Origin of the sequence: Lampropedia aestuarii, assembly GCF_004803635.1 — a bacterium.
Lineage (GTDB): Bacteria > Pseudomonadota > Gammaproteobacteria > Burkholderiales > Burkholderiaceae_C > Lampropedia > Lampropedia aestuarii.
In genome coordinates this window covers 72,439-95,295 of the sequence record NZ_SSWX01000014.1, presented here as the reverse complement: position 1 = coordinate 95,295, position 22,857 = coordinate 72,439, and the positions used below count along the sequence as shown (strand labels likewise).

14 protein-coding genes are annotated in these 22,857 nt (G+C 57.9%); 7 read left to right on the top strand and 7 right to left on the bottom strand.

The window, feature by feature from the left end; all coding sequences use genetic code 11:
- Positions 1 to 25: 25 nt before the first annotated feature.
- From ugpB to E8K88_RS11665, 4 genes are all read right to left on the bottom strand, one after another.
- Positions 26 to 1,321 (bottom strand): sn-glycerol-3-phosphate ABC transporter substrate-binding protein UgpB, encoded by a 1,296-nt coding sequence (ugpB, locus tag E8K88_RS11680; RefSeq protein ID WP_136406849.1) that lies wholly within the window; start codon positions 1,319 to 1,321, stop codon positions 26 to 28.
- 231 nt (positions 1,322 to 1,552) lie between these two features.
- A complete protein-coding gene (locus E8K88_RS11675; RefSeq protein WP_136406848.1) occupies positions 1,553 to 2,074 on the bottom strand; it encodes a hypothetical protein in 522 nt (173 codons plus the stop codon).
- A 2-nt stretch (positions 2,075 to 2,076) separates the two neighbouring features.
- A complete protein-coding gene (locus tag E8K88_RS11670; protein ID WP_136406847.1) occupies positions 2,077 to 2,340 on the bottom strand; it encodes a hypothetical protein in 264 nt (87 codons plus the stop codon).
- Positions 2,341 to 3,033: 693 nt separating this feature from the next.
- On the bottom strand, positions 3,034 to 4,230 hold the full coding sequence (locus tag E8K88_RS11665) for an amino acid aminotransferase (protein WP_136406846.1): 1,197 nt from the start codon (positions 4,228 to 4,230) through the stop codon (positions 3,034 to 3,036).
- Between the two features lie 370 nt (positions 4,231 to 4,600).
- On the opposite strand from E8K88_RS11665, the gene uvrB reads away from it, so the two are divergent.
- The 3 genes from uvrB (at position 4,601) to E8K88_RS11650 (ending at position 9,646) form a co-directional block, all read left to right on the top strand.
- Positions 4,601 to 6,673, top strand: coding sequence for an excinuclease ABC subunit UvrB (gene uvrB, locus E8K88_RS11660; RefSeq protein WP_136406845.1), 2,073 nt, complete (start codon positions 4,601 to 4,603; stop codon positions 6,671 to 6,673).
- Between the two features lie 339 nt (positions 6,674 to 7,012).
- The gene (locus E8K88_RS11655) at positions 7,013 to 8,023 is read left to right on the top strand and encodes a porin (RefSeq protein ID WP_136406844.1); all 1,011 of its coding nucleotides are present in this window, start codon (positions 7,013 to 7,015) and stop codon (positions 8,021 to 8,023) included.
- A 525-nt stretch (positions 8,024 to 8,548) separates the two neighbouring features.
- Positions 8,549 to 9,646: an SMP-30/gluconolactonase/LRE family protein gene (locus E8K88_RS11650; RefSeq protein ID WP_136406843.1), complete on the top strand. Its 1,098-nt coding sequence runs from the start codon at positions 8,549 to 8,551 to the stop codon at positions 9,644 to 9,646.
- A gap of 145 nt (positions 9,647 to 9,791) precedes the next feature.
- On the opposite strand, the gene E8K88_RS11645 is transcribed toward E8K88_RS11650, so the two are convergent.
- The 3 genes from E8K88_RS11645 to E8K88_RS11635 form a co-directional block, all read right to left on the bottom strand.
- Positions 9,792 to 11,414 carry an FMN-binding glutamate synthase family protein gene (locus E8K88_RS11645; protein WP_420813573.1) on the bottom strand — a complete coding sequence of 541 codons (1,623 nt, stop codon included), beginning with the start codon at positions 11,412 to 11,414 and terminating at the stop codon, positions 9,792 to 9,794.
- A gap of 136 nt (positions 11,415 to 11,550) precedes the next feature.
- The gene (locus E8K88_RS11640) at positions 11,551 to 14,865 is read right to left on the bottom strand and encodes a carboxyl transferase domain-containing protein (protein ID WP_136406841.1); all 3,315 of its coding nucleotides are present in this window, start codon (positions 14,863 to 14,865) and stop codon (positions 11,551 to 11,553) included.
- 35 nt (positions 14,866 to 14,900) lie between these two features.
- Positions 14,901 to 16,505, bottom strand: coding sequence for an AMP-binding protein (locus E8K88_RS11635; RefSeq protein ID WP_420813572.1), 1,605 nt, complete (start codon positions 16,503 to 16,505; stop codon positions 14,901 to 14,903).
- Between the two features lie 172 nt (positions 16,506 to 16,677).
- Between E8K88_RS11635 and E8K88_RS11630 the strand changes: the two genes are divergently transcribed.
- The 4 genes from E8K88_RS11630 (at position 16,678) to kdpB (ending at position 22,843) form a co-directional block, all read left to right on the top strand.
- Positions 16,678 to 17,370, top strand: a complete 693-nt coding sequence (locus tag E8K88_RS11630) for a TetR/AcrR family transcriptional regulator (RefSeq protein ID WP_136406839.1) — start codon at positions 16,678 to 16,680, stop codon at positions 17,368 to 17,370.
- 139 nt (positions 17,371 to 17,509) lie between these two features.
- Positions 17,510 to 18,739, top strand: a complete 1,230-nt coding sequence (locus tag E8K88_RS11625) for a branched-chain amino acid ABC transporter substrate-binding protein (protein WP_240754491.1) — start codon at positions 17,510 to 17,512, stop codon at positions 18,737 to 18,739.
- A gap of 316 nt (positions 18,740 to 19,055) precedes the next feature.
- On the top strand, positions 19,056 to 20,774 hold the full coding sequence (gene kdpA / locus E8K88_RS11620) for a potassium-transporting ATPase subunit KdpA (RefSeq protein ID WP_136406837.1): 1,719 nt from the start codon (positions 19,056 to 19,058) through the stop codon (positions 20,772 to 20,774).
- Positions 20,775 to 20,791: 17 nt separating this feature from the next.
- Entirely contained in the window at positions 20,792 to 22,843 is a 2,052-nt protein-coding gene (gene kdpB, locus E8K88_RS11615) for a potassium-transporting ATPase subunit KdpB (RefSeq protein ID WP_205880075.1), read from the top strand.
- Positions 22,844 to 22,857 lie beyond the last annotated feature (14 nt).

The window sequence follows — 22,857 nt, the reverse complement described above, 5'->3', positions numbered from 1 at the left end:
GCGCCAAGGCCGCTGGTGGGGCGCATTACCGTGCGGCGGCTGCAATTGCTTGGTTGGCGCGCTGCACGGCCTTGTCCAGCGTGGCTTGGGCGTTTTGACGGCCGGCCAGCATGGCTTCAAATTCTTCGTTGAGGATATCGCGCACCTGCGGCTGGTTCACAAGGCGCACGCCCTTGGAGTTCGCAGTTGGGGCTTTGCCCATCATTTGCAAAATGGGGGTTTCTCGGCCAGGGTTGTTGGCGTAGTAGCCCGATTGCTTCGCCGCTTCGTAGGCTGCCATGGTCACAGGCAGGTAGCCTGATTCCTGGTGCAGCTTTTGCTGCGTGGGGGGTTGCGACAGGAAATTGAAAAACTGCGCAATGCCCTTGTACTGGTTCTCGCTCAAGCCATTGAACACCCACAAACTTGCGCCACCAGGGATGGTGTTTTGCGGGCCATGGTCTTCGTAGTAAGGCAGTTGGCCCGTGCCAAAGTTCAGGCCTGACTGCACCATGTCGCCCAGCACGCCCGAGGACTCGGTCAGCATCGCACATTCGCCTGAAGTAAAGAGCTGATTGGCCTCTGAGGTGCGGCCGCCATAGCGGAAGTTGCCGTCTTTGGCCAAATCGGCAATCGCTTGGAAATGCTGGACGTAAATTGGCGCGTTGATTTTCAGCTCGACCTGCGTGCCAGCCAAACCGTTGTCCAGCGTGCCATAGGGCACATTGTTCCAGGCTGCGAAGTTCTCGGTGTGAATCCAGGTGAGCCAAGTGGAGGTCAAACCGCAGTTCGATGCGCCACTGGCCTTGATTTGTCTGGCTGCCTCAAACACTTCGGGCCAGGTTCGGGGTGCTTGGCTTTCGTCTAATCCGGCTTTTTTGAAGACGTCCTTGTTGTAGTACAGGATGGGCGAGGAAGAGTTGTACGGAAAGGACAACATCGTGCCATCGGGCTTGGAGTAGTAAGCCACGATGCCCGGCAGGTACTGTGATTTGTCGAAGCTAAAGCCGCCTTTTTTCAGCACCTCCTGGGCGGGCACTATCACGCCTTCGGCGGCCATCATCACGCCGCTGCCGGCATCAAACACCTGGATCATGGCGGGCGGTTGTTTGGCACGAAAGGCGGCAATGCCTGCATTGAGTGTTTCGGGGTAAGTGCCTTTATGCACAGGCACGACCTTGTAAGCGCTTTGGCTGTCGTTGAACTCTTTGGCAATCGCATTGACCATTTCGATATTAGCGCCTGTCATGCCATGCCACCAGCTCAGTTCGGTTTGGGCTTGGGCAGCGGTGCCAAGGCCAAGACCCATTACCATTGCGGCTGTGTGAGCAGAGTGTTTCATCCATCGAGTTAGCATCGGTTTTTTCCCAAAAGTCGGCTGTGGTGTCAGCCGAAAATCATGAAGGAGGGCGATGGCAGTTTGATGACGGTATTGTCACTAAGAGTGATTGCGCTGGCTCTGTGTTTTCAGAATCGGGTATGACAGCCGACGCGGTCTGGCATTGAGTATACGGATACTATGTTTGATGCAAGACCGCGAGCCTGCATGGCCTGCATGCAGGCCATGCCTGACTTATTCAACGCAGGTGTTTTCTGTGTCATAGCCCAGGTAGTAATAGCCACGCCATGCTTGTTGTTGCGCGCCAGGAAGAGGTTGCGCGTCAAAAGCAATACCTTCGGAGGTCACACAAGAGGTGGCCGCATATTGCGCGCTTGCGGCCTGCTCGACAAAAGCAATGCCTAAATCCAATGCCTGGTTACTTGCTACTTCATAGAAAGAATAGCCATTTGCGTGGTTCGTCTCGGCCCTATCGGGCGATAGTGCGGGACATACTGCAGGATCACTGGATGGCATCACCACCGTGAGCGCTCGTGCAGCACCGCTCTGGTTCGCTTCAAGCCACCAAATGGTCTGGTTGGGCTGCAGGCTGGCGTTTTTGATGGCTAGGCATGCCGCGACAGTCCAGCCAATCGATTCACTTTCCGCTTCAGCGGAGCTTTGCAGTGTTGATACTGGTTGTGTATTGATGGGGCTGCATGCCGATATGCCTAGTATTGAGATTGATGCCAATAGCAGATAAAAAGAATGGGGCATGCTCACCGCCCGTTATGCGACCAATGAGGCGCGTCTGATGTGAGTTTATAAACGCCATAGCTTGCCCCTACTTTGTGTAGCTGGGTGTTGGTATTGACGTTTGTGCTGAACTGAACTTTGGTGCTGTTTCCAGCTTTGTCATTGACTGTCATTTCTCCCGTCCACAGAATGGTCATATCAATTGCTTTGCCCATAATGTGGTTGCTTGTCAAAGATGGTGCGACATTGCTGTTGGGCGGCATTGCCAAGCCGAAACCATTCACCATTTCTAAAGCCTAAAGCGCCGTTTTTGCTACTGCTTGCACTCGCATGATCCCATTCGATATCAACGCCATCCATGGCTGTTGCATCCGATGCATTGGCGTTGCCTGTGGCAATTCTCCAAGCCCAATGAAATAGATAGGCTCTTTTGCATTTCTACGTGTAGAAGCAATGCGAACCGANGCTCTTTTGCATTTCTACGTGTAGAAGCAATGCGAACCGATGCCTTGCCCTTCGGGTTGGCGCCCAAAAGGCACGCTGCCTTGTTAAAAATCCTCGCCGGGCAGATAGCCCGACTGCGGTTTTTGCCGCGCATCGTATCCCTTTGGCCTCCAACGCGGTCTGCGTGGAGACTTTGAACAGGCTGTTAGATATCGATTAATTGAAATGGATTTAAATAAATAGTTGTAAGTATTGACGTGTTGTCATATTGGTGTTGTTGATTCCTAGGGTATTGCCTTGATACGTTTTTCGTGAGCGGCACAGTGAGAAGTGTCAGACAAAAAGAATAGAGGGGCTTGTGACCTCTTTGATGACGAAATTGTCACCAAAAGTGGCAGGTGGTCTGTTAGGCGCAAGATGCCGCAGAGCAGCGGCGATTGCCCGGTTCAAGGCATAAAAAAAGCGCCTTACTTTGGGTAGGCGCTTTATTTTCAATTGTTTCAATGCATGGACGCTTCCATGCACGAGTCGTGCATTTACATCACTTTGGCAATTGAATTGGCCACGTAGGTCACGTTGTGTTCGTTCAAAGCAGCCACGCAAATACGGCCGCTGTCGGTGCCGTACACGCCAAATTCGTTGCGCAGGCGCACCATTTGCTCTTTACTCAGGCCCGAGTAGCTGAACATGCCGATTTGGGTGGTGATGTAGGACACGTCTTGTGTCACGCCTGCGGCTTTGAGGCCTTCGACCAGTTTGTGGCGCATGGCTTTGATGCGCACGCGCATCTCGCCCAGCTCTTTTTCCCACAGAGCGCGCAGCTCGTCGTTGCCCAGCACGTGAGCAACCACCGCTGCACCGTGTGTAGGTGGGTTGGAGTAGTTGGTGCGGATGGTCGCTTTCAACTGGCTCAAAACGCGTGCAGCTTCTTCTTTGTCTTGGGTCACAACCGACAATGCACCGACACGCTCGCCGTACAGGCTAAAGCTTTTGGAGAACGATGTAGAAACCAGGAAAGTCAGGTCAGCGGCGATGAATTTACCGATCACGGCGCCGTCTTCTGCCAAACCTTGGGAGAAACCTTGGTAGGCCATGTCCAGGAATGGGGTCAGGCTCTTGGCTTTGACAACCGCAATGATCTGGTCCCACTGGGCTTCATTCAGGTCGTAGCCGGTTGGGTTGTGGCAGCAAGCGTGCAGGACCACGACGGTGCCAGCAGCAGCCGCGTTCAGGTCCGCCAGCAGGCCATTGAAGTCGATGCTGCGGGTCGCTGCGTCGTAGTAAGCGTAAGTGCCCACTTCAAAACCAGCCTTTTGGAAAATTGCACGGTGGTTTTCCCAGCTTGGGTTGGAGATCAACACTTTGGCAGCAGGGTTGAGATTGTGCAGGAAGTCGGCGCCGACTTTCAGGCCGCCCGTGCCACCGATGGCTTGAATCGTGGCGATGCGGCCCGAGGTGACTGGCTCAGAGGTTTTGCCAAACACCAGCTCTTTGACGCCTTGGTCGTAGGTGGCCAGGCCGTCAATTGGCAGGTAGCCACGGGCTTTAGGGTTGGCTTGCAATGCAGCCTCTGCTTTTTGTACTGCTTGCAGCAGGGGCAGTTTGCCGTTTTCGTCGAAATACACGCCTACACCCAAGTTCACCTTGTTTGGGTTGGTGTCTGCGGCAAATTGTTCGTTCAGGCCCAAGATGGGGTCGCGTGGGGCCAGTTCGACGGCGGAAAACAGTGACATGAAACGTCCTAGATGGGTTTAAAAAATCAAAAATCCAAACGGTTTTATCAAGGGGTGTCCCAAGGGTTGACCCTAGACGTGCAAGATTGTAGAACTTTCATCCGAGCGTGTGTGGGAAAACCATGGCGCAGTTGCCGAAACAGCCACTCCTAAGGCCTGTTCCCCTCAATGAAAAGTCTTTTGCAGCGGCCCAATAACGCTTTGCGTAGCCACATCGTGCACATGAGGCGCAAAAAAGTCGGCTTGACTGGTCCTATTTGAGCTTGCTGGGCAGCTTCGGGGGCCCTCCATCATAGGCAGCCTTGGCTTGGCAGCGTCTTTGTCCATGCGTTACAGTGGTGGGTTGCTTTTCACGTGCCGTATGACAGACATGCCAAACGATATTGCGCCCACTCTGGCGTCTTCCGAGCCCGCCGGTCAGTTTGTGAGTTTTGAGAACTCGCCCTTTGAGCTGTACCAGCCATACCCGCCCGCAGGCGACCAGCCGACCGCGATTGCCGGTTTGGTCGAAGGCGTGGAAAACGGCGAGGTCTTTCAAACCCTGCTGGGCGTGACGGGCTCTGGCAAAACCTTCACGATGGCCAATACGATTGCCCGGCTGGGGCGACCGGCCATTGTGTTCGCTCCCAATAAAACTTTGGCCGCGCAGCTCTATAGCGAGTTTCGCGAGTTCTTTCCAAAGAATGCAGTCGAGTACTTCGTCAGCTACTACGACTACTACCAGCCCGAAGCCTATGTGCCGCAGCGCGATCTGTTCATTGAAAAAGACAGTGCGATCAACGAGCAGATTGAGCAAATGCGGCTCTCGGCCACCAAAAGCGTACTGGAGCGCCGCGATGTGGTGATTGTGGCCACCGTCTCAGCCATCTACGGCATTGGCGCGCCGGAAGACTACATGCAAATGCGGCTGATCTTGCGCAATGGAGGTCTCGCCAACCAGCGCGATCTGATCGCCCAGTTGGTGCGCATGCAGTACACCCGCAACGACATGGACTTTGCGCGCGGCACCTTCCGCGTGCGGGGCGACACAATTGATGTGTTCCCGTCTGAAAACTCCGAGCTGGCGTTGCGCATCGAGCTGTTTGACGACGAAGTCGAGTCCCTGCAACTGTTTGACCCGCTGACCGGCAAAATCATCCAGAAAGTGCCGCGCTTTGTCGTCTACCCCAGCAGCCACTACGCCACGCCGCGTGAAAAAGTGCTGCAAGCGGTCGAAACCATCAAGGCTGAGTTGCGCGAGCGCCTGGCCGAGCTCACCGGCATGGGTAAGCTGGTGGAAGCCCAGCGGTTGGAGCAACGCACCCGCTTTGATCTGGAAATGCTCAGCGAAGTCGGGCACTGCAAAGGCATTGAAAACTACAGCCGCCACTTATCAGGCAGTCTGCCCGGCGAGCCACCAGCGACCTTGACCGATTACCTGCCGCCTGATGCGCTGATGTTCCTGGACGAAAGCCATCAAATGATTGGCCAGCTCAACGCCATGTACAACGGCGACCGGGCGCGCAAAATGACCCTGGTCGAATACGGCTTCCGCCTGCCCTCGGCATTGGACAACCGGCCTTTGAAATTTGCCGAATTTGAAGAACGCATGCGCCAGGTCGTGTTTGTCTCGGCCACGCCAGCGGCCTACGAGCAGGAACACGCCAGCAACGTGGTCGAACAAATCGTGCGGCCCACCGGCTTGCTTGACCCCGAAGTCGAAGTGCGCCCAGCGACCAACCAGGTCGACGATGTACTGCAGGAAATCCGCCACCGCACCGAGCAGGGCGACCGCGTATTGATCACGACCTTGACCAAGCGCATGGCCGAGCAATTGACCGAATACCTGACCGAAAACGGCGTCAAAGTACGCTACTTGCACAGCGATGTAGACACCGTTGAGCGTGTCGAAATCATCCGTGATTTGCGCCTGGGCACCTTCGATGTGTTGGTGGGCATCAACTTATTGCGCGAAGGCCTGGACATTCCCGAGGTGTCACTGGTCGCCATTCTGGACGCCGACAAGGAAGGCTTTTTGCGCGCCGAACGCAGCCTGATCCAAACCATCGGCCGCGCCGCCCGCAATGCCAAGGGCAAAGCCATCTTGTACGCCGACCGCATCACCGAATCGATGCGCAAAGCCATGGGCGAAACCCAGCGCCGCCGCGACAAGCAAATCGCCCACAACGCAGAACACGGCATCACCCCACGCACGATCAAAAAACAAGTGCGCGACCTGATCGACGGTGTCTACAGCGAAAAAGCCAGCCGCGAAAAAGAAACGCAGGTGCAGAACGAGGCCTACGAAGTCGAGCTGCTGGAGATGACCGAGAAAGAAGCCTCACGCGAGATCAAACGCATCGAGAAGCAAATGCTCGAACATGCGCGCAATCTGGAGTTCGAACAGGCTGCGGCTTTGCGGGATAAGTTGAATCAGTTGAAGTCGCGCTTGTTTGGGGCCTAATAAATACAGAGTACTTGCGTACTTGCGCGCTTGGCCAGTAGGGCAGGCCAGACATCTAACTATTTGATAACACTTCAGATTGTCCCAGCAGAGGTTTCAAATGTGGACTAGTGTCTCCAGTGTCGCTTACTGGCGATTTGGCGCAAATAAATCTTCAACTTGTCATGTTTTGGCGCTCCAATCCATCTCACTGCATGACTGGGAGTCCAATGGCCTTATTGGGCAGACGAGACCAGCTGCGGCTACGTTGCAAAGAAGAGGTTGAGTTCTTTGCTTGTCTCAACATAAGCCTCCCCACGCACACAACGGGGAGGTAGAGATCTGTTTGGAGAGTCCACTATGAAGCAAGTATGGAGCGCTGCTATTGTGCTTGGCGCTGTATTAGGCCATGCGCCCGCGCAGTCGAATGTCGTGCTTTACGGCGAATTGGATGCGGGGCTGGGGCAGCGCTACACGATGAACGATGTTGGCTTTATTTCCAGCTACACCGGGGTGTCGCGCTGGGGCCTGCGCGGCAGTGAGGATTTGGGGGGTGGTTTGAAGGCGGACTTTCATTTCGAGTCCGGGGTGATCGATTTGGGCAGTGGCGCAGTGGCTGGCAATGGCGGTTTCAATCGCCAAGCATGGGTGGGGCTCAGTGGCGCATTCGGCGCCTTGACGATGGGCCGCAGCAGCACGCCAGAGGCGCGCAATATCGCCATTTTTGATCTGAATGACTCTGCAGAAGGTTCGTCTGCGCTGAGAAATTTGGGGCTTGCAGCCAATGGCAGCCTGGGGGGAAGTTCGCGTCAAAACAGCCAGATTCAGTATTCGACACCGAAGTTCGGTGGCTTCGATGCGCGCGTGGGCTATGTGTTCAAGGAGAACCGTGGCGGCTCGCCCAATAAGGACTTTCTCCAAGTCTCAGGACGCTATTCCAATGGCGGTTTGATGCTCGGGGCAGCCGTTCAAGCGAAGGTCAGCAGCGAGCCAGGCAACCGCACTGGCTACACCCTGGCTGCCAAATACGACTTCAAGGTTGTGGAGGTCAGTGGCCTGTTTAAACAGCGCGAGACCGAGCTGGCTGGCAGGGGCTTTGGCCTTGGCGCTGCCGTGCCCTTTGGCAGCTTTACCGTCGGTTTGCAGGGTGCTCGCTTGACCAACAGCTCTAACCCTTCCTATAAAAAAGCCACGGCGTATGAATTGTTTGGCAATTACAAGTTTTCCAGCCGCACGCGGCTGTATGCCGCATATGGCCGTATGAACGACAGTGGCCAGTTGCTCAATGGCACGACCAACTCCACGACCGGCGAGCGCATGCCAACTCCCAAAGGCAATACTTACGGCGTAGGCATTGTGCATAAGTTCTAAGAACCTGTTTCTAAGCACCTGTTTGTAATTTTTACAGTCGAACAGGGTACAGAAAAGAGGCAGTGCAAGCTGTCTGTTGCAGCGTATACGTCTGTATGCGCGCAACGGGTAACGCCGCACTGCCTCTTTTTTTGTGCCTTGCGCGGCTGTGCGGAGATTGTGAACAGGCACTTAGGGCTCTGTGGCCCTGGTAGGCGCAGCAACGGCCATTAGACCCTGCATTGAGGGTAAGCCAGGTGGTCTGGTAGCGCCAGTCCCCAATCAGTGTCAAGCTGAGGCCAGCGATTGGGCAGCGCACTGCGGCCTCATCCTGGATGTTCTTGCCTATGTGTGAGCGCTATCGCCCAGTTTGTGCGGGCAGCTTGAGCGACCGTTGCTACAGCCCGCATCAATGCCGACGCCAGAGATTAAGAAAAGATAACAAATGCAGGGCAACTAATGGGGGGTGTGCCTGTCACTTCTTTGTGCTGCCTGTTTTTGACTTGATTGTTTTATTTGTTTACTTTATAGATAGGAGTCGCTGTGGTGCGTGTTGAATTCAATCGTCGTCGTCTGCTTCAAGCTGCAGGTCTTGGCCTTGCGAGTATCAGTGGGGTCCAAGCACTGGCCCAGAGCTTTTCATTCACCCCGAACCAACGCTATCCAGATCCTGCGGTATACGTGCTCGATCCCAGCTTTGAAAAACTGCGCCTTTTCAACAGCACGCTCGAGCAGCTGGGGACGGGGATGCGCTGGGCAGAAGGCCCGGTGTATTTGCCCAGCACTCAAAAACTGGTGCTCAGTGACATTCCCAATAATCGCCTGATGGCGTATGACGAGCGCAGTGGCGAGTTCCAGGTCTATAAAGACAATGCCAATTACAGCAATGGCAACACGGTGGATCAGCAAGGCCGGCTGATCACTTGCGAGCATTTGACCCGCCGTGTTGTGCGCACAGAGGAGGATGGCAGCACAACCGTTTTGGCCGACGCTTTCAATGGCAAGCGTTTGAACTCACCCAACGATGTAGTGGTGCGCTCTGATGGCAGTATCTGGTTCACCGACCCGGTGTTTGGCATCAGTGGCGAGTGGGAAGGGCGCAGCGCCAGTCCGGAGCAAGAGACCACGAATGTCTACCGCATTGATCCGCAGGGCGAGATCACGGCAGTGATTACCGACATCGTCAATCCCAATGGCTTGGCATTTTCGCCGCAAGAAGACAAGCTCTATGTGGTGGAGTCGCACGACAACCCCCACAACAGTATTTGGCGTTTTGATGTGGTCGAGAATGGCCAGAGTGTGGCTAATAAAACCAAATTCATTGATGCTGGTGAGGGCGCAGCGCCAGATGGCTTTCGCGTAGACCAGTACGGCAATCTCTGGTGTGGTTGGGGCCACAACGCATCCATTGGCACACAAAAAGAGGACATCGGCGGCAACATGCAAGCCTACCCGCTCAATGGCAGCCCTGAGGAGTTTGACGGTGTAAAAATCTTCAACCCCGAAGGCCAGGCGATTGGTTTTATTCGTTTGCCGGAGCGCTGTGCCAATGTGGCCTTTGGCGGGCCGAAACGCAATCGGTTGTATATGGCTTCCAGCCATTCGCTGTATGCGTTGTATGTCAATGCGCAGGGCGCAGTGTGAGTGTTGCAGCGACTGGGCTGTGCAGGCCCACGGTTGTTCTGAGATAAGCCAATGCCCTTGTTTGCCGCATGCTATGCAAGGCGGCCCGTGTGTGACTTGGTACCGCCATGGGCATTAGCTTGCCTGTGGTGGGCTGAACAGGCTCTTACGCATAGCACTCATTGCCAGTTTCTTCGCCATTGGGCTCAAAGCTATCGGCGCGTGCCATCGCCCACATGCGGGAGTAAAACTCGCCTTCGATTTCACCGCTGAGCAGCTCGCCGGGTTTGAGAAATACATGCAATTGTGAGAACAGCATGATCTCGGCCCCAGACACACGGCGCACCACATGCCTGGCCTGTAGTTGCGAAGGATGGGTGAGGCCTGCCGCAGCCAGCATTTCTGCCAGGGCTTTGAGGGTGTTGCGGTGAAAGTGGTAGACCCGATCGGCCTTGTCGGGCACGACTAGGGCGCGCTGGCGCAACGGATCTTGTGTGGCCACGCCAGTTGGGCATTTGTTGGTGTGGCAGCTTTGCGATTGAATGCAGCCCACGGCAAACATGAAGCCGCGTGCGGAGTTGCACCAGTCGGCACCGATGGCCAGGACGCTGGCAATGTCAAACGCGCTGATGATTTTGCCGCTGGCACCGATGCGTATCTTGTCACGCAGATTCAGGCCAACCAGCGTGTTGTGCACAAACAAAAGGCCTTCTCGCATGGGCACGCCCATGTGGTCGGTGAATTCCAGTGGTGCCGCACCAGTGCCGCCTTCCTTGCCGTCGACGACGATAAAGTCCGGCAGGATGCCGGTCTCCAGCATGGCTTTGGCAATGCCCATGAATTCCCACGGATGGCCCAGGCACAGCTTAAAGCCCACGGGTTTGCCGCCCGAGAGTTCGCGCAATTGGGCAATGAATTGCATCAGCTCAATCGGTGTTGTGAAGGCGCTGTGGCTGGATGGTGAGATACAGTCCTGGCCCATGGGCACGCCACGGGTATTGGCAATCTCCAACGTGACTTTGTGTTTGGGCAAGATGCCACCGTGGCCGGGTTTGGCGCCTTGGCTGAGTTTGATTTCGATCATGCGCACCTGTGGCGACTGGGCTTGCTCGGCAAAGCGTTGCGGGTCAAAGCGGCCGTCTTCGGTGCGGCAGCCGAAGTAACCACTGCCCAGCTCCCAAATCAAATCACCACCGTGCTCGCGGTGGTAGGGGCTGATGCTGCCTTCACCCGTGTCATGGGCAAAATGGCCGCGTTTGGCGCCTTGGTTCAGGGCCCGAATCGCATTGGCGCTCAGCGCGCCAAAACTCATCGCCGAGATATTGAAGATCGAGGCGGAATAGGGCTGTTTGCACTGTGGCCCACCAATGCCAATGCGAAAGCTGTCGGGGTCGCTCAAAGGCGCTGGGCGCATGGAGTGGCTGATGAATTCAAAGCCCGGTTGGTACACATCAGTCAAGGTGCCAAAGGCTTTTTCGGATGATTCATTTTTGGCCCGTGCATAGACCAGTGAGCGCTGGGCGCGCGAGAATGGCAGGGCGTCGCTGTCGGATTCGAGCAGGTATTGGCGAATCTCAGGACGGATGCCTTCGACCAAATAGCGGATACGCCCCAGGATTGGGTAGTTGCGGCGCACCGCGTGCCCGTTTTGCAGCACATCATAGAGGCCCAGCAAGCTCAGCAAGCCCGCAATCAGTGTGAGTGGCCAGATGGCGTAGGTGCTTAAAAAAGGCAGGCTGGCAAGGGTGGCGATGATGCAGGCGGCCAGAAAGGCGTAGCGGCTTAGCAGGGAGAAATTCATGGGGCGTCCTTGTTTTTTCTCCGCATACCATAGCGCAGATTGGCATGAATGCCTGAATTTTCCTGAGTCGCCTTATGGGCCATGCGGGAGCTTTGGCGTGGCCTGCATGTGGCGGCATGGTGCTCTACCACGTATCGACAAACGGGCTAGGCGCTTGCCGCGCCGCATGTGCCGATTGCAGACCTTGCAGCAGCCAGTTGCGGGTGGCGGCAGGGTCGATCACTGCGTCGATCTCCAGGGTTTGGGCCATGTTCATGGCTTCGCCATTGGCGTACTGGCGCGCAACCAGTTGCTGGAACAGGGCTTCGCGCTCAGGGCCTTCAGGCGTGGCTTCGAGCTCTTTGCGAAAGCCCAGTTTGACAGCGCCTTCCAGGCCCATTGCACCAAATTCGCCGGTCGGCCAGGCGACGGTGAATATCGGCGCGTCAAAGCCGCCCGCGGCCATGGCTTGTGCGCCCAGTCCGTAGCCTTTGCGCAGCACCACGGTGAAATAGGGCACGGTCAGGTGGGCTGCGATCATGAACATGCGGCTGACATGGCGCACCTGGGCCTGGGCTTCGACATCGGGGCCGACCATGAAGCCGGGCGTGTCGCACAGCGCCACAATGGGCAGGCCATGCGCATTGCACAACTGCATGAAGCGCGCCGCCTTGTCGGCCGCTTCGACATCGATGGCACCGCCCAAATGTTTGGGGTTGTTGGCCAAGATGCCCACGGCCTTGCCTTCAATGCGGGCCAGGGCGGTGACCATGCCGGCGCCAAAGCCACGGCGCAATTCCAGCATCGAGCCGTGGTCGACCAGGCCTTGCACCACATCACGCACCTCGTAGGCGCGCAGGCGGTTTTCTGGAATCATGTGGCGCAGCTTGCCTTGGTCGCAGCTGGTGGCGGTGGCCAAGTCGCCTTGAAAGTACGACAGGTATTGTTTTGCTGCGGCGACTGCCTGGGCTTCGTCGTCCACCAGTATGTCAATCACGCCATTGGCCGATTGCACGCCGCTGGGGCCAATCTCTTCTGGCGCAAAACGGCCCAGGCCACCGCCTTCAATCATTGCCGGGCCGCTCATGCCTATGTTGCTGCTCTTGGTGGCGATGATGACGTCGCTGCAGCCCAGCAGGGCGGCGTTGCCCGCAAAACAGCGCCCGTGCGCAATGCCAACCACTGGCACCTTGCCAGACAGCGCCGCGTATTGGCTGAAGGTGTGGTTGTTCAGGCCTGCCACAATGGGCATGTCGGTATCGCCTGGGCGCCCGCCACCGCCTTCGGCAAACAGCACGACGGGCAATTTCAGCTGGTGTGCAAGGGCTAACAAACGGTCGGTTTTTTGGTGGTTGCGCATGCCCTGTGTGCCGGCCAGCACGGTATAGTCATACGCCATGATCGCGCAGCGCGAGCGCTCAGCTCCAAAGTCCTTGGCATTGACGCAACCAATGCCAGTGACCATGCCGTCGGCTGGGGTGTTGGCAATCAAGTCGTCCAGACTGCGGCGGCGTGTTTGCGCGGCAATCGCCAGTTGGCCGTATTCAATGAAGTGCTCCGGTGCGCTATCTAAATCGCACAGGTCGGCGATGTTTTCGCGGGCTGTGCGCCCGCCTTGGGCGTGGCGTTTGTCAACGGCGGCGCTGCGGTTGGCATCCAGTGTGAACGCATGCCGGTCGATCACGCGCTGCAAATCGGCGCGGATGTGCTCTGGGTCCGGTACCGCTTCCTGGTGTGCGACCACGCTGCTGGCATCGACTGGCTCCAGCAGCAGCAGCAGCTGGCCATCGGCCAGATAGCAGCCTTCTTCCGCCAGAATGCGCTGCACCCGCCCGGCCTGCGGGGCCAGCAAGAGGTGCTCCATTTTCATGGCTTCCAAAACATACAAGGGGGCGCCTTCGGCCACCACATCGCCCTCTTGCACGTGTTGCTGCGCCAGGCGCGCGGCCATGGGGGCGCGCACGGCCAGCAGGCCGGCCTCAACAGGCTCTTCTTGCGCAGGTTGGCCAAGCGCTTGGGCAGAGGCATGGCTGGCAGAGTGCTGCTGCCAGCGCGAGGCGGGCAGGGCTTGGCTGGTTGCCAGCAGGGCAGGCAGTTCTTGCTCAATCCAGCGCGTATGCACTTGCTGTTTGGCAAAAGCAGGTTGCATGGCTATGGCGCGCAGCAGCGGCAGATTGGTGGCCAAGCCCTGGATTTGAAACTCGGCCAGCGCGCGCAGCGAGCGGCGCAGCACCGAGTCGAAATCGGCGCTGGGGCTGTGCACGATCAGTTTGGCCAGCAGGCTGTCGTAATGCGGTGATGGCGCAAGACCGGTGTAGCCGTGCGTGTCGATGCGCGTGTGCGGGCCGCTGGGCGGTGCAAACACGTGCAGTGTGCCACTGCTGGGCATCGCATGGCCCTGGGCGTTGAGCGTTTCGGCATTGATGCGCCACTGAACAGCAAAGCCTTCGGCAGGTGCTGTCGCATCGGCCCGGAGGCCTAAACTGGCCAGGCTTTGCCCATTGGCAATGCCCAGTTGCAGTGCCACCAAATCCAGGCCAGTGACGGCCTCCGTCACGGTGTGCTCAACCTGCAGGCGCGGGTTGGCTTCTATGAAGACGAAAGGCAACTGCTGTGATTGCAAATCGACCAAAAACTCAAACGTGCCAAGCCCCTGGTAAGACACTTCTTTGGCCATGCGCAAGGCCGCTTGCGTGATCGTCTGGCGCAGGGCCGGTGTCAGTGAGGGGCTGGGGGCGATTTCCACCAGTTTTTGGAATTGCCGCTGCAGGCTGCACTCGCGCTCGCCCAGGCTGGCGACGTGCTGGCCGTCGCCAATGATTTGGATTTCAATGTGGCGGGCATTGGGCATTAAACGCTCGACATACACGCCGGCGCTGCCAAAGGCTTTTTCCGCTTCGGACTGGCAGCGCGCATAGGCCGCGTCCAGATCAGCCAAACTCGTGACAGCACGCATGCCTCGGCCGCCACCGCCGCCCAAGGCTTTGAGCATGATGCCGCCGCCATCCTGTGCCTGGGCTTCAAAAAAGGCCCGCGCTTGCTCCAGGCTCACTGCATGGTCGGTGCCTGGCATGACCGGCACCTGGCATTGTTCGGCCAGGCCGCGCGCGCGCGCCTTGTCGCCAAACAACTGCAACTGGGCCACGGTCGGGCCAATGAACACCAGTCCCGCGTCGTGGCAGGCCTGGGCGAAATCGGCGCGTTCGCTCAAAAAGCCATAGCCTGGGTGGATGCCGTCGCAGCCGGTTTCATGTGCAATCGCCAGCATGGCCGCGGCATTCAAATACGCAGCAGGGCCTTGCTGGGGCAGTGCCATGGCCTGGTCGGCCAAATGCACATGCAGTGCCTGTTGGTCGTCTTGCGCATACACGGCCACGCAGTGCACGCCCAGGTCTTGCAGGCCACGAATCAAGCGCACGGCAATTTCGCCGCGGTTGGCAATCAGTATTTTTTTCATCATGTTCGCTCAGCTAATCAAGAGGTGGCAGGGCAGCATTACAAGTCACGCAGCAAACGGCGCAGCACCTTGCCTGCGCCGGTGGTGGGCAGGGCGTCGATAAAGCGCAGCACGCGCGGTACTTTGTAAGCCGCCATGTTCTCGCGGGACCAGTCAATGATCTCTTGCTCGCTCGCAGACGCCCCCGGCTTGCGCACGATAAAGGCTTTGACGACCTCGCCTTTGTCCATGTCTGGCTGGGCAATCACAGCGGCTTGGGCCACGGCGGGGTGCTTGATCAAAATGGTCTCGACTTCTTCAGGAAATACGCTGTAGCCCGAGACTTTGATCATTTCCTTGAAGCGGCCAATGAAGTGCAGGTAACCGTCCTCGTCGATCGAGCCCATGTCGCCGGTATGCACCCAGCCATCCCGCAAGGTCGCAGCCGTGGCCTCGGGTTTGTTCCAGTAGCCGCAGAAATTGCCTTCACTGCGCAGCGTGATCTCGCCGACTTGGGGACTGGGCAAGACCTGGCCGCTCTCCGGATCGAGAATGCGAATTTCCACGCCCGGTACCGCCACACCCTGCGAGCCCCAGCGAATCCGATCGGCTGGCATGTAGGTGTCGCAGGTATGGGTCTCAGACAGACCGTACGCGGCTTCGTGGGCAATGCAGTGCGTGGCAAACGTCTGCCATTGCTGGGCCAAAGCTTCGGTGAAGCTAATGCCAAAACTGGTGACCGGATTGGACTTGAGGCTGCTGAGATCGAACTGGGCGATATCGCTTTGCTGCATGCACATCACATTCATGGGGGCGATGCTGTACCACCAGGTTACCTTGTATTGGGCAATCGCTTGCAGAGCCGCACGCGGGTCAAATCGGTGCAGCAGCACGCTGGTGGCACCGGTCAGTACCGGAATATTGAGGCCCATCAGCATGCCGGCGATGTGGTAGAGCGGCGCGATGGACAGCAGCACATCCTGCTTGCCAACCCCATTGGCGCTCGCACAGGCCTGGGTTTTAAACGCGGCATTGCGGTAGCTGAGCATCGCGCCTTTGGGCAGGCCGGTTGTGCCTGAGGTGTAGGTCATCAAGGCCACATCGTTGAGATCCAAGTGCACCGGCGCTGGTGTGGCGGTGGTGCGCATCGAAGCCCAGAAATCGATTGTGCCTGCTGGTACTTGCCGCAGGCTCTGGCGTGCGGCTTGCAATTCGGCTGGCAAGTCCAGTGTGGGCTCGGCGGGCAGCCAGTCGGCGTAATGCACGACAAACACGTGCTCCAGCGAGGAATTGGGGCGCACCTCATCGACGACAGGCCACAAGCTGTCAGCCGCCACCATGACGCGGGCTTGGAGGTCATTGACTTGGTAGCCCAGCTCATGGGCCTTGTTCAGTGGGCCACTGGGGCAAACGATCGCACCTATTTTCTGGATGCCAAAGTGCGCGACCAGGTACTGCGGGCAGTTATTGAGAAACAGCACCACCGGCTCGCCTTTGCCAACCCCCAGCTGCTGCAGATGGGCGGCAAACGCATCGCTGGCACGATCCAACTCGGCCCATGAAATCGACTGCCCATACCAGATGCACGCGGTGCGCTCGGGCATGGTTTGGGCATGGCTGCGCAGTGCTTCGTGCAGTGCTTGCAAGGGTATTTGGGGCGCGATTTGGACGTTCTGGTTGCTAGGCACGCTTGTCTCCTTGGTGTCTGTTTTGAGCAGGTTTGGGCCTTGTTGGGGGATATCTCGTCTTGTCAAGGTTTCAGTTTGCCCGAACAATCCTACCCATGGGTATAACTTCGGCGACACCTGACTACACCACTTTTTTGAGTTTTTAGCTATGCAAGAAGCTGCTGCTCCTTCTGCGCAAACCAGCGCTGCTGCACGCCTGAAAAAACCGCAGCGCAAAGCCGTGCCGCGTGACACCGGGCGCCAGCGCAAGCCCAATGCCGCCACTGACGTGCAGCGCGAGCGCATTCTGGCTGCGGCCAGCACCTTGTTTGCGCAACAGGGCTACGCGAACACGACGATTGCGCAAATCGCCCAGGTGTTGGGCGCGACCAAGCCGTTTGTGTACTACTACTTCCATGACAAGCAGGAGCTGTTTGAGACCTTGTCCTGGGCACCTACAGTCGCTTGCTTTAGCGTGCTGGATGGGGTCGGAAATGATGGGCGCAGCGCCGCCGAGCAAGTGCAGCAAGCGCTGGGGGATCTGGTGCGCGCAACGATCGCTCACTACCCCTGTGCGTTCTTTCCCTACAAAGAGCCGCAGGTCTATAGCGCCAAGTATTTGGCGGCAAGCAAGCGTGTGGCCAACCGTTTTTACGACCAACTCTGCCCTTTGCTGGAGCAGGCGCGTGCCGAGGGCGATTTGCAGTTTGAAGACACCAAAATCACGGCATTGGCCGCTTGCAGCTTGCCCGGTTTTTTATACACCTGGTACCGGCCCGACGGCCGTTTGCCACCAGAGGATTTGGCGCAGTTGCTGACCGGCTTGGCCATGCGGGTGCTGGGCTTGCAGCAAGAACGATAAAACCACCACCCATGGTGGCCAGTGGTCGCAGTGCGGCGTTGCCAGAAGCTGCTGCCTTACTTCCAAAATGGGACAAGCTCCCAACAACAACGAAGGAGACAACCAGGTGCGAATCCAACAACCAGTCAAGTTAGCAGCGATGGCCATCGCGGCAGGCCTGGCGATAGGCGCGGCCGCTCAGGCGCAGGAAACCTACAAACTGGCCTATATCGATCCACTGTCTGGACCGTTTGCCAATGTGGGTGAGCTGATGCTGAGCCACTTGCAATATGCGGTGGAAGACATCAATGCTAAGGGCGGCGTGTTGGGCGGAATACCCTTGGAGATGCTGCAATTTGACAGCAAACTCTCGGCGCAAGAGAGCCAAAGTGTGTTGCAAGCCGCGATTGACCAAGGGGCCAGAGCGGTGATCACTGGGGGCTCAGGCTCGTCGGTCGTCACCTCGCTGGTGCAGGCGGTCGAGCGCTGGAACCGGCGCAACCCTGGCAAAGAATTGCTGGTGCTCAACCATTCATCGATTGATCCAGAACTCACGGGTAAAAACTGCAGTTTCTGGCATTTTCAAACCGAGGCCAGTACGGCGATGAAAATGCAGGCTCTGGCCAACGTGATTGCCCAGATGCCCGATGTGGAAAAAATCTTCCTGCTCAACCAGGACTACGCGCATGGCCGCCAGTGGGCCAGCTATGGCCGTGCGATGGTGGGCCAAGCGCGGCCCGATATTGAATTCACTGGAGAGATGCTGCACCCGATTGGCCAGGTCAAAGACTTTGCACCCTATGTGGGCAATGCCGCGCAAACCGGCGCCACGGCCCTGATCACTGGCAACTGGGGCCAGGATCTGACCTTGTTGATGCGCGCCGCTGGCGATGCCGGACGCGATTGGCATTTCTTCAACCACAGCGCAGGCAGCATGCCGGGCACGGTGTCTGCTGTGTCGATGATTCAAAAGGGCAAGCTGACCTGGGTGGCCGAATGGCATCCAGGACAAGCCAATACCGAGGCCGCGCATGGCTTGGCCAAGGCCTACAACGCACGCACCGGCAAAGACTTTTTGGCCCCCCGCATTGATTTCACGCCGCGCTTGCTGGCCGCAGCGATTGACAGGGCAGGCAGCATGGCCTCGCTAGAAGTGGCGCACGCTTTAGAGGGCCTGAGCTACGACAGCGTCATTGGTCCTGTCACGATGCGTGCGGCTGATCACCAATTGCTGTTGCCACAAGTGGTCAATACGGTAGCTCCCGTTGATGGCGACAAGGTGACTGTGGGCTGGGAGGGCACCAATTATGGCTTTCGCACCGATGGCATGTTTGCTGGCGAGGTGTTGGTGCAAGAGCCGCAGTGCGACATGAAGCGACCTGCGTCTTGACGCCCCACTGCGCTGGTCTTGCGCGGCACCATTGAGTGATCGGGCCGCTGGCGGCGGCCGTGCGGCTTGCGCTGCAGCGCGGGCTGCGCGCACGACGATGAACACAGGCGCGCCTGTGACAGTGCCTGTTTTGGATGCTGGCCATTGAGGTGCGCAACTGCGCCAAACCAGCCAGCCAGCCAGCCAGCCAGCCAGCCAGCCAGCCCCATCATGGCCTAAAAAATTACGCTTTCTTTACGCTCCTGGCCCATTTAGGCATAGATTCTTTACGGCCACCAGATCGACACTGCCAGTCCTGATTAGGAGTGTCTTTCATATGTCTGAATGGATGATTGTTATAGCAGCAGCCTTGCTGCTGGGCTGGCCTTTGGGCCTGTACTTGGCCGCTGTGATGCGCGGTGAGCCCATGCGTGGTGACCGTTTATTTGGTTGGATAGAGCGGCCAATTTATGCCTTGCTGGGCACCAATGCGGCGCGTGGCATGAGCTGCAAAGGCTATGTGACGGCGTTTTTACTCAGTAATGTATTGCTGTTTGGTTTGGCTTGGGGCGTGCTGATGGTGCAGGCTTGGCTGCCGTTGAACCCCAATGGCGCGCCCAACATGAGCTGGGACTTGGCGCTGCATACGGCGGTATCGTTTGTGACCAATACCAACCAGCAGCATTACTCAGGCCAAGCGCAGATATCGTTGCTCTCGCACATGCTGGTGATTGTGAGCCTGCAGGTGCTCACCCCAATGATGGGCCTGGCGCTGTGCGTGGCCACACTGCGCGGGCTGTTCGGTGGGCGCAATGCGGCGCAGCGCAAGCAGACTGGGCAAGAGGGGGGCGTGGTTGACGTGGGCAATTACTGGGCCGATGTGGTGCGCGCGACCGTGCGCTTCATGTTGCCGCTGTGCCTGATCTGGTCGCTGGCACTGACCAGCCAAGGCGTGCCAGCAACGTTGGCAGGTGGGCCGGTGGCCACTCCTGTCGATGCGGCCGCAGGGATGGCTGGGCAAAAAATCCCCTTGGGTCCGGTCGCGCCGATGGTGGCCATCAAACAATTGGGCACCAATGGGGGCGGTTGGTATGGCCCCAACAGCACCACCCCATTGGAGAATCCGACACCCCTGTCAAATCTGCTGGAGACGTTGGCGCTGGTCGTGGTGCCCGTGGCTGTGGTCTTCATGATCGGCGCGTTGACTGGCAGACGCAAATTTGCGGCGTTGGTGCTGGGCACGATGCTGACCATGTCGGTCATCTCGACTGGCATTGCGATTTGGTCGGAGGGTTATTCGGCCACTTCCACGGATGCGGCCTTGATGGAGGGCAAGGAGCAGCGTTTTGGCGCTGAAGCTTCGGCGCTTTGGGCGGCTTTGACGACACAAACCTCCAACGGCTCGGTCAATGCCATGCACGACTCGATGGCACCTTTGAGCAGCCTGGTCAGCATCAGCAATATGTTGATCAATGGCATTTGGGGAGGCATTGGCAGTGGTTTGCAGCAGTTTTTGACGTATTTGCTGCTGGCGGTATTTTTGGCCGGCTTGATGACTGGGCGCACGCCCGAGCTGTTTGGTCGCAAGATTGAAGCACCAGAAGTGCGCCTGCTGGCCGTGCTGGTCTTGCTGCAGCCCTTGATGCTGCTGAGCTTTACGGCCGTGGCTCTGGCTTTTCCCGCTCTTGCTGGCACCTCCAATCCAGGCTTTCATGCAATCGGCCAGGTGTTTTATGAGTACACGTCGGCATTTGCAAACAATGGCTCAGGTTTTGAAGGCCTGGCAGACAACACACGCTGGTGGAACCTGAGCGCTGCGCTGTTGCTGCTGGCTGGCCGCTACCCGGCGCTGATTATTCCTTTGGTGATTGCCTCGATGCTGGCACGCAAACGCAAAGCGCCTGAAAGCATGGGCAGTCTGCAGATCGAAACGCCGACTTTTGCGCTGACTTTGATGGCTGTGATTGTCACCTTGACCCTGCTGCAATTCATGCCTGTATTGGTGCTGGGGCCTGTGGCCGACCATTTGAGCCTGGCTGGCTTATTGACTCAATAACCGATCGGAGAGTGACCATGAATTCAATGCATCGCAGCGCCCATAGCGCAGAAACGCAAGGCGCGCAGGCCGAGGCTGCAGTGGCGCGCCATTGCGGGCCAACCTTACGCAGCGCCATTGCCAAGCTGGCACCACAGCATATGGTGAAAAACCCCGTCATGGCCGTGGTGTGGCTGGGCACGCTGACCACCGCGCTGGCCACCTTGGCAGGCTGGACCAGTGCAGGTTTTGGCTGGGCAGTGACGGCTATTTTGTTGGTGACCGTGCTGTTTGGTAACTACGCCGAGGCCGTGGCGGAGTCGCGCGGTCGCGGCCAAGCAGCCTCTTTGCGCCGCGCCCGTCAGGATTTGGTTGCCAGACGATTGCTGCCATCCGGGGGCGAGCAAACCATTGCTGCCAATGAACTCAAACAAGGCGATTTGGTTGTGGTTGAGAGCGAGCAGCTGGTGCCTGCCGACGGCGAAATTGTTGAAGGCTTGGCTGCCATCAATGAAGCGGCCGTGACCGGTGAGTCAGCGCCAGTGTTGCGCGAGGCTGGCACCGATCGCTCGGGCGTGATTGGTGGCACCAAGGTGCTGTCTGACCGCATTGTGGTGCGCGTAACGGCCGAGCCTGGCAACAGCTTTCTGGACCGCATGATTGCCCTGGTTGAAGGCTCGAATCGCCAAAAAACACCCAATGAAGTGGCGTTGGGGATTTTGCTGGCCGTGATGACGTTGACGTTTTTGATCGTTGTCATCACGCTGCCAGTGATTGGCGCGGCCGTAGGTGTGCACATCAATATTGTGTTGCTGGTGGCGTTGCTGGTGTGCTTGATTCCGACCACCATCGGCGGGCTGCTGCCAGCCATTGGTATTGCCGGGATGAACCGCGCATTACAGGCCAATGTGCTGGCCAAGTCAGGCAAGGCCGTTGAGGTTGCCGGTGATGTTGACGTGTTGCTGCTGGACAAGACCGGCACCATTACCTACGGCGATCGGCAAGCCACGGCATTCCAGACGGTCAATGGCGTCTCGCCAGCGTTGCTCAGAGAGGCCGCATTGCTGGCGTCTTTGGCCGATCCGACCCCAGAGGGCAAGTCAATCGTGAAATTGGCGCGCGAGCAGGGGGCGCATCAGGGCGCTCCTGCACAGTCTGCGTTTATCGAGTTCACCGCGCAAACGCGTATGTCAGGGGTGGATTTGCCTGATCGGCGCATCCGCAAAGGGGCCGTGGATGCGATGGAGCAGTTTGTGAAAAGCCAGGGCGGTATCGTGCCCGCAGGTTTGGGCGCTTTGGTGCGCGATATTGCCAGCACGGGGGCCACGCCTTTGGTGGTGGCGCAGGACCAGCAGATTCTGGGGGTGATTGCGCTGTCAGATGTGATCAAACACGGTATCAAAGAGCGCTTTAGCCGCTTGCGCGAAATGGGGGTGCGCACCGTCATGATTACCGGCGATAACGAGTTGACGGCTGCCAGCATCGCTGCCGAAGCTGGCGTTGATGACTACATCGCCCAAGCGCGCCCTGAGGACAAGCTCGCACGCATTCGGGCCGAGCAGGCCGAAGGCCGCTTAGTCGCCATGGTTGGCGATGGCACGAATGATGCACCAGCCTTGGCCCAGGCCGATGTGGGCCTGGCGATGAATTCGGGCACACAGGCGGCCAAAGAAGCGGGCAATATGGTGGATTTGGACAGTGACCCGGCCAAATTGCTGGCCATCGTCGAGATTGGCAAACAGCAGCTGATCACACGCGGCGCGCTGACCACGTTCTCTTTGGCCAATGATGTCTCCAAGTACTTTGCCATCTTGCCTGCGGTCTTTGCAGCCGCCATCCCTTCCATGGAGGCCCTCAATGTGATGCAGCTGAGCAGCCCTGCAAGCGCAGTGCTGGCTGCGCTGATTTTCAACGCCCTGATCATTCCGGCCCTGATTCCGCTGGCCTTGCGAGGGGTGCACTTCAAGCCCGCCACGGCCAACCAACTGTTGCTGGGCAACATGCTGGTCTACGGCGTGGGCGGTGTGGTCGTGCCATTTGTGGCCATCAAGCTGATCGACATGGGGTTGACGGCTGTATTGCCTTTGTAATGATTGTTTGAGGT

What these genes read in the sequence shown, in the direction of transcription:
- ugpB (WP_136406849.1), bottom strand. Translation starts at nt 1,321, where the DNA reads ATGAAACACTCTGCTCACACAGCCGCAATGGTAATGGGTCTTGGCCTT.
- E8K88_RS11675 (WP_136406848.1), bottom strand. Translation starts at nt 2,074, where the DNA reads ATGCCCCATTCTTTTTATCTGCTATTGGCATCAATCTCAATACTAGGC.
- E8K88_RS11670 (WP_136406847.1), bottom strand. Translation starts at nt 2,340, where the DNA reads ATGGTGAATGGTTTCGGCTTGGCAATGCCGCCCAACAGCAATGTCGCA.
- E8K88_RS11665 (WP_136406846.1), bottom strand. Translation starts at nt 4,230, where the DNA reads ATGTCACTGTTTTCCGCCGTCGAACTGGCCCCACGCGACCCCATCTTG.
- uvrB (WP_136406845.1), top strand. Translation starts at nt 4,601, where the DNA reads ATGCCAAACGATATTGCGCCCACTCTGGCGTCTTCCGAGCCCGCCGGT.
- E8K88_RS11655 (WP_136406844.1), top strand. Translation starts at nt 7,013, where the DNA reads ATGAAGCAAGTATGGAGCGCTGCTATTGTGCTTGGCGCTGTATTAGGC.
- E8K88_RS11640 (WP_136406841.1), bottom strand. Translation starts at nt 14,865, where the DNA reads ATGATGAAAAAAATACTGATTGCCAACCGCGGCGAAATTGCCGTGCGC.
- E8K88_RS11630 (WP_136406839.1), top strand. Translation starts at nt 16,678, where the DNA reads ATGCAAGAAGCTGCTGCTCCTTCTGCGCAAACCAGCGCTGCTGCACGC.
- E8K88_RS11625 (WP_240754491.1), top strand. Translation starts at nt 17,510, where the DNA reads ATGGCCATCGCGGCAGGCCTGGCGATAGGCGCGGCCGCTCAGGCGCAG.
- kdpA (WP_136406837.1), top strand. Translation starts at nt 19,056, where the DNA reads ATGTCTGAATGGATGATTGTTATAGCAGCAGCCTTGCTGCTGGGCTGG.
- kdpB (WP_205880075.1), top strand. Translation starts at nt 20,792, where the DNA reads ATGAATTCAATGCATCGCAGCGCCCATAGCGCAGAAACGCAAGGCGCG.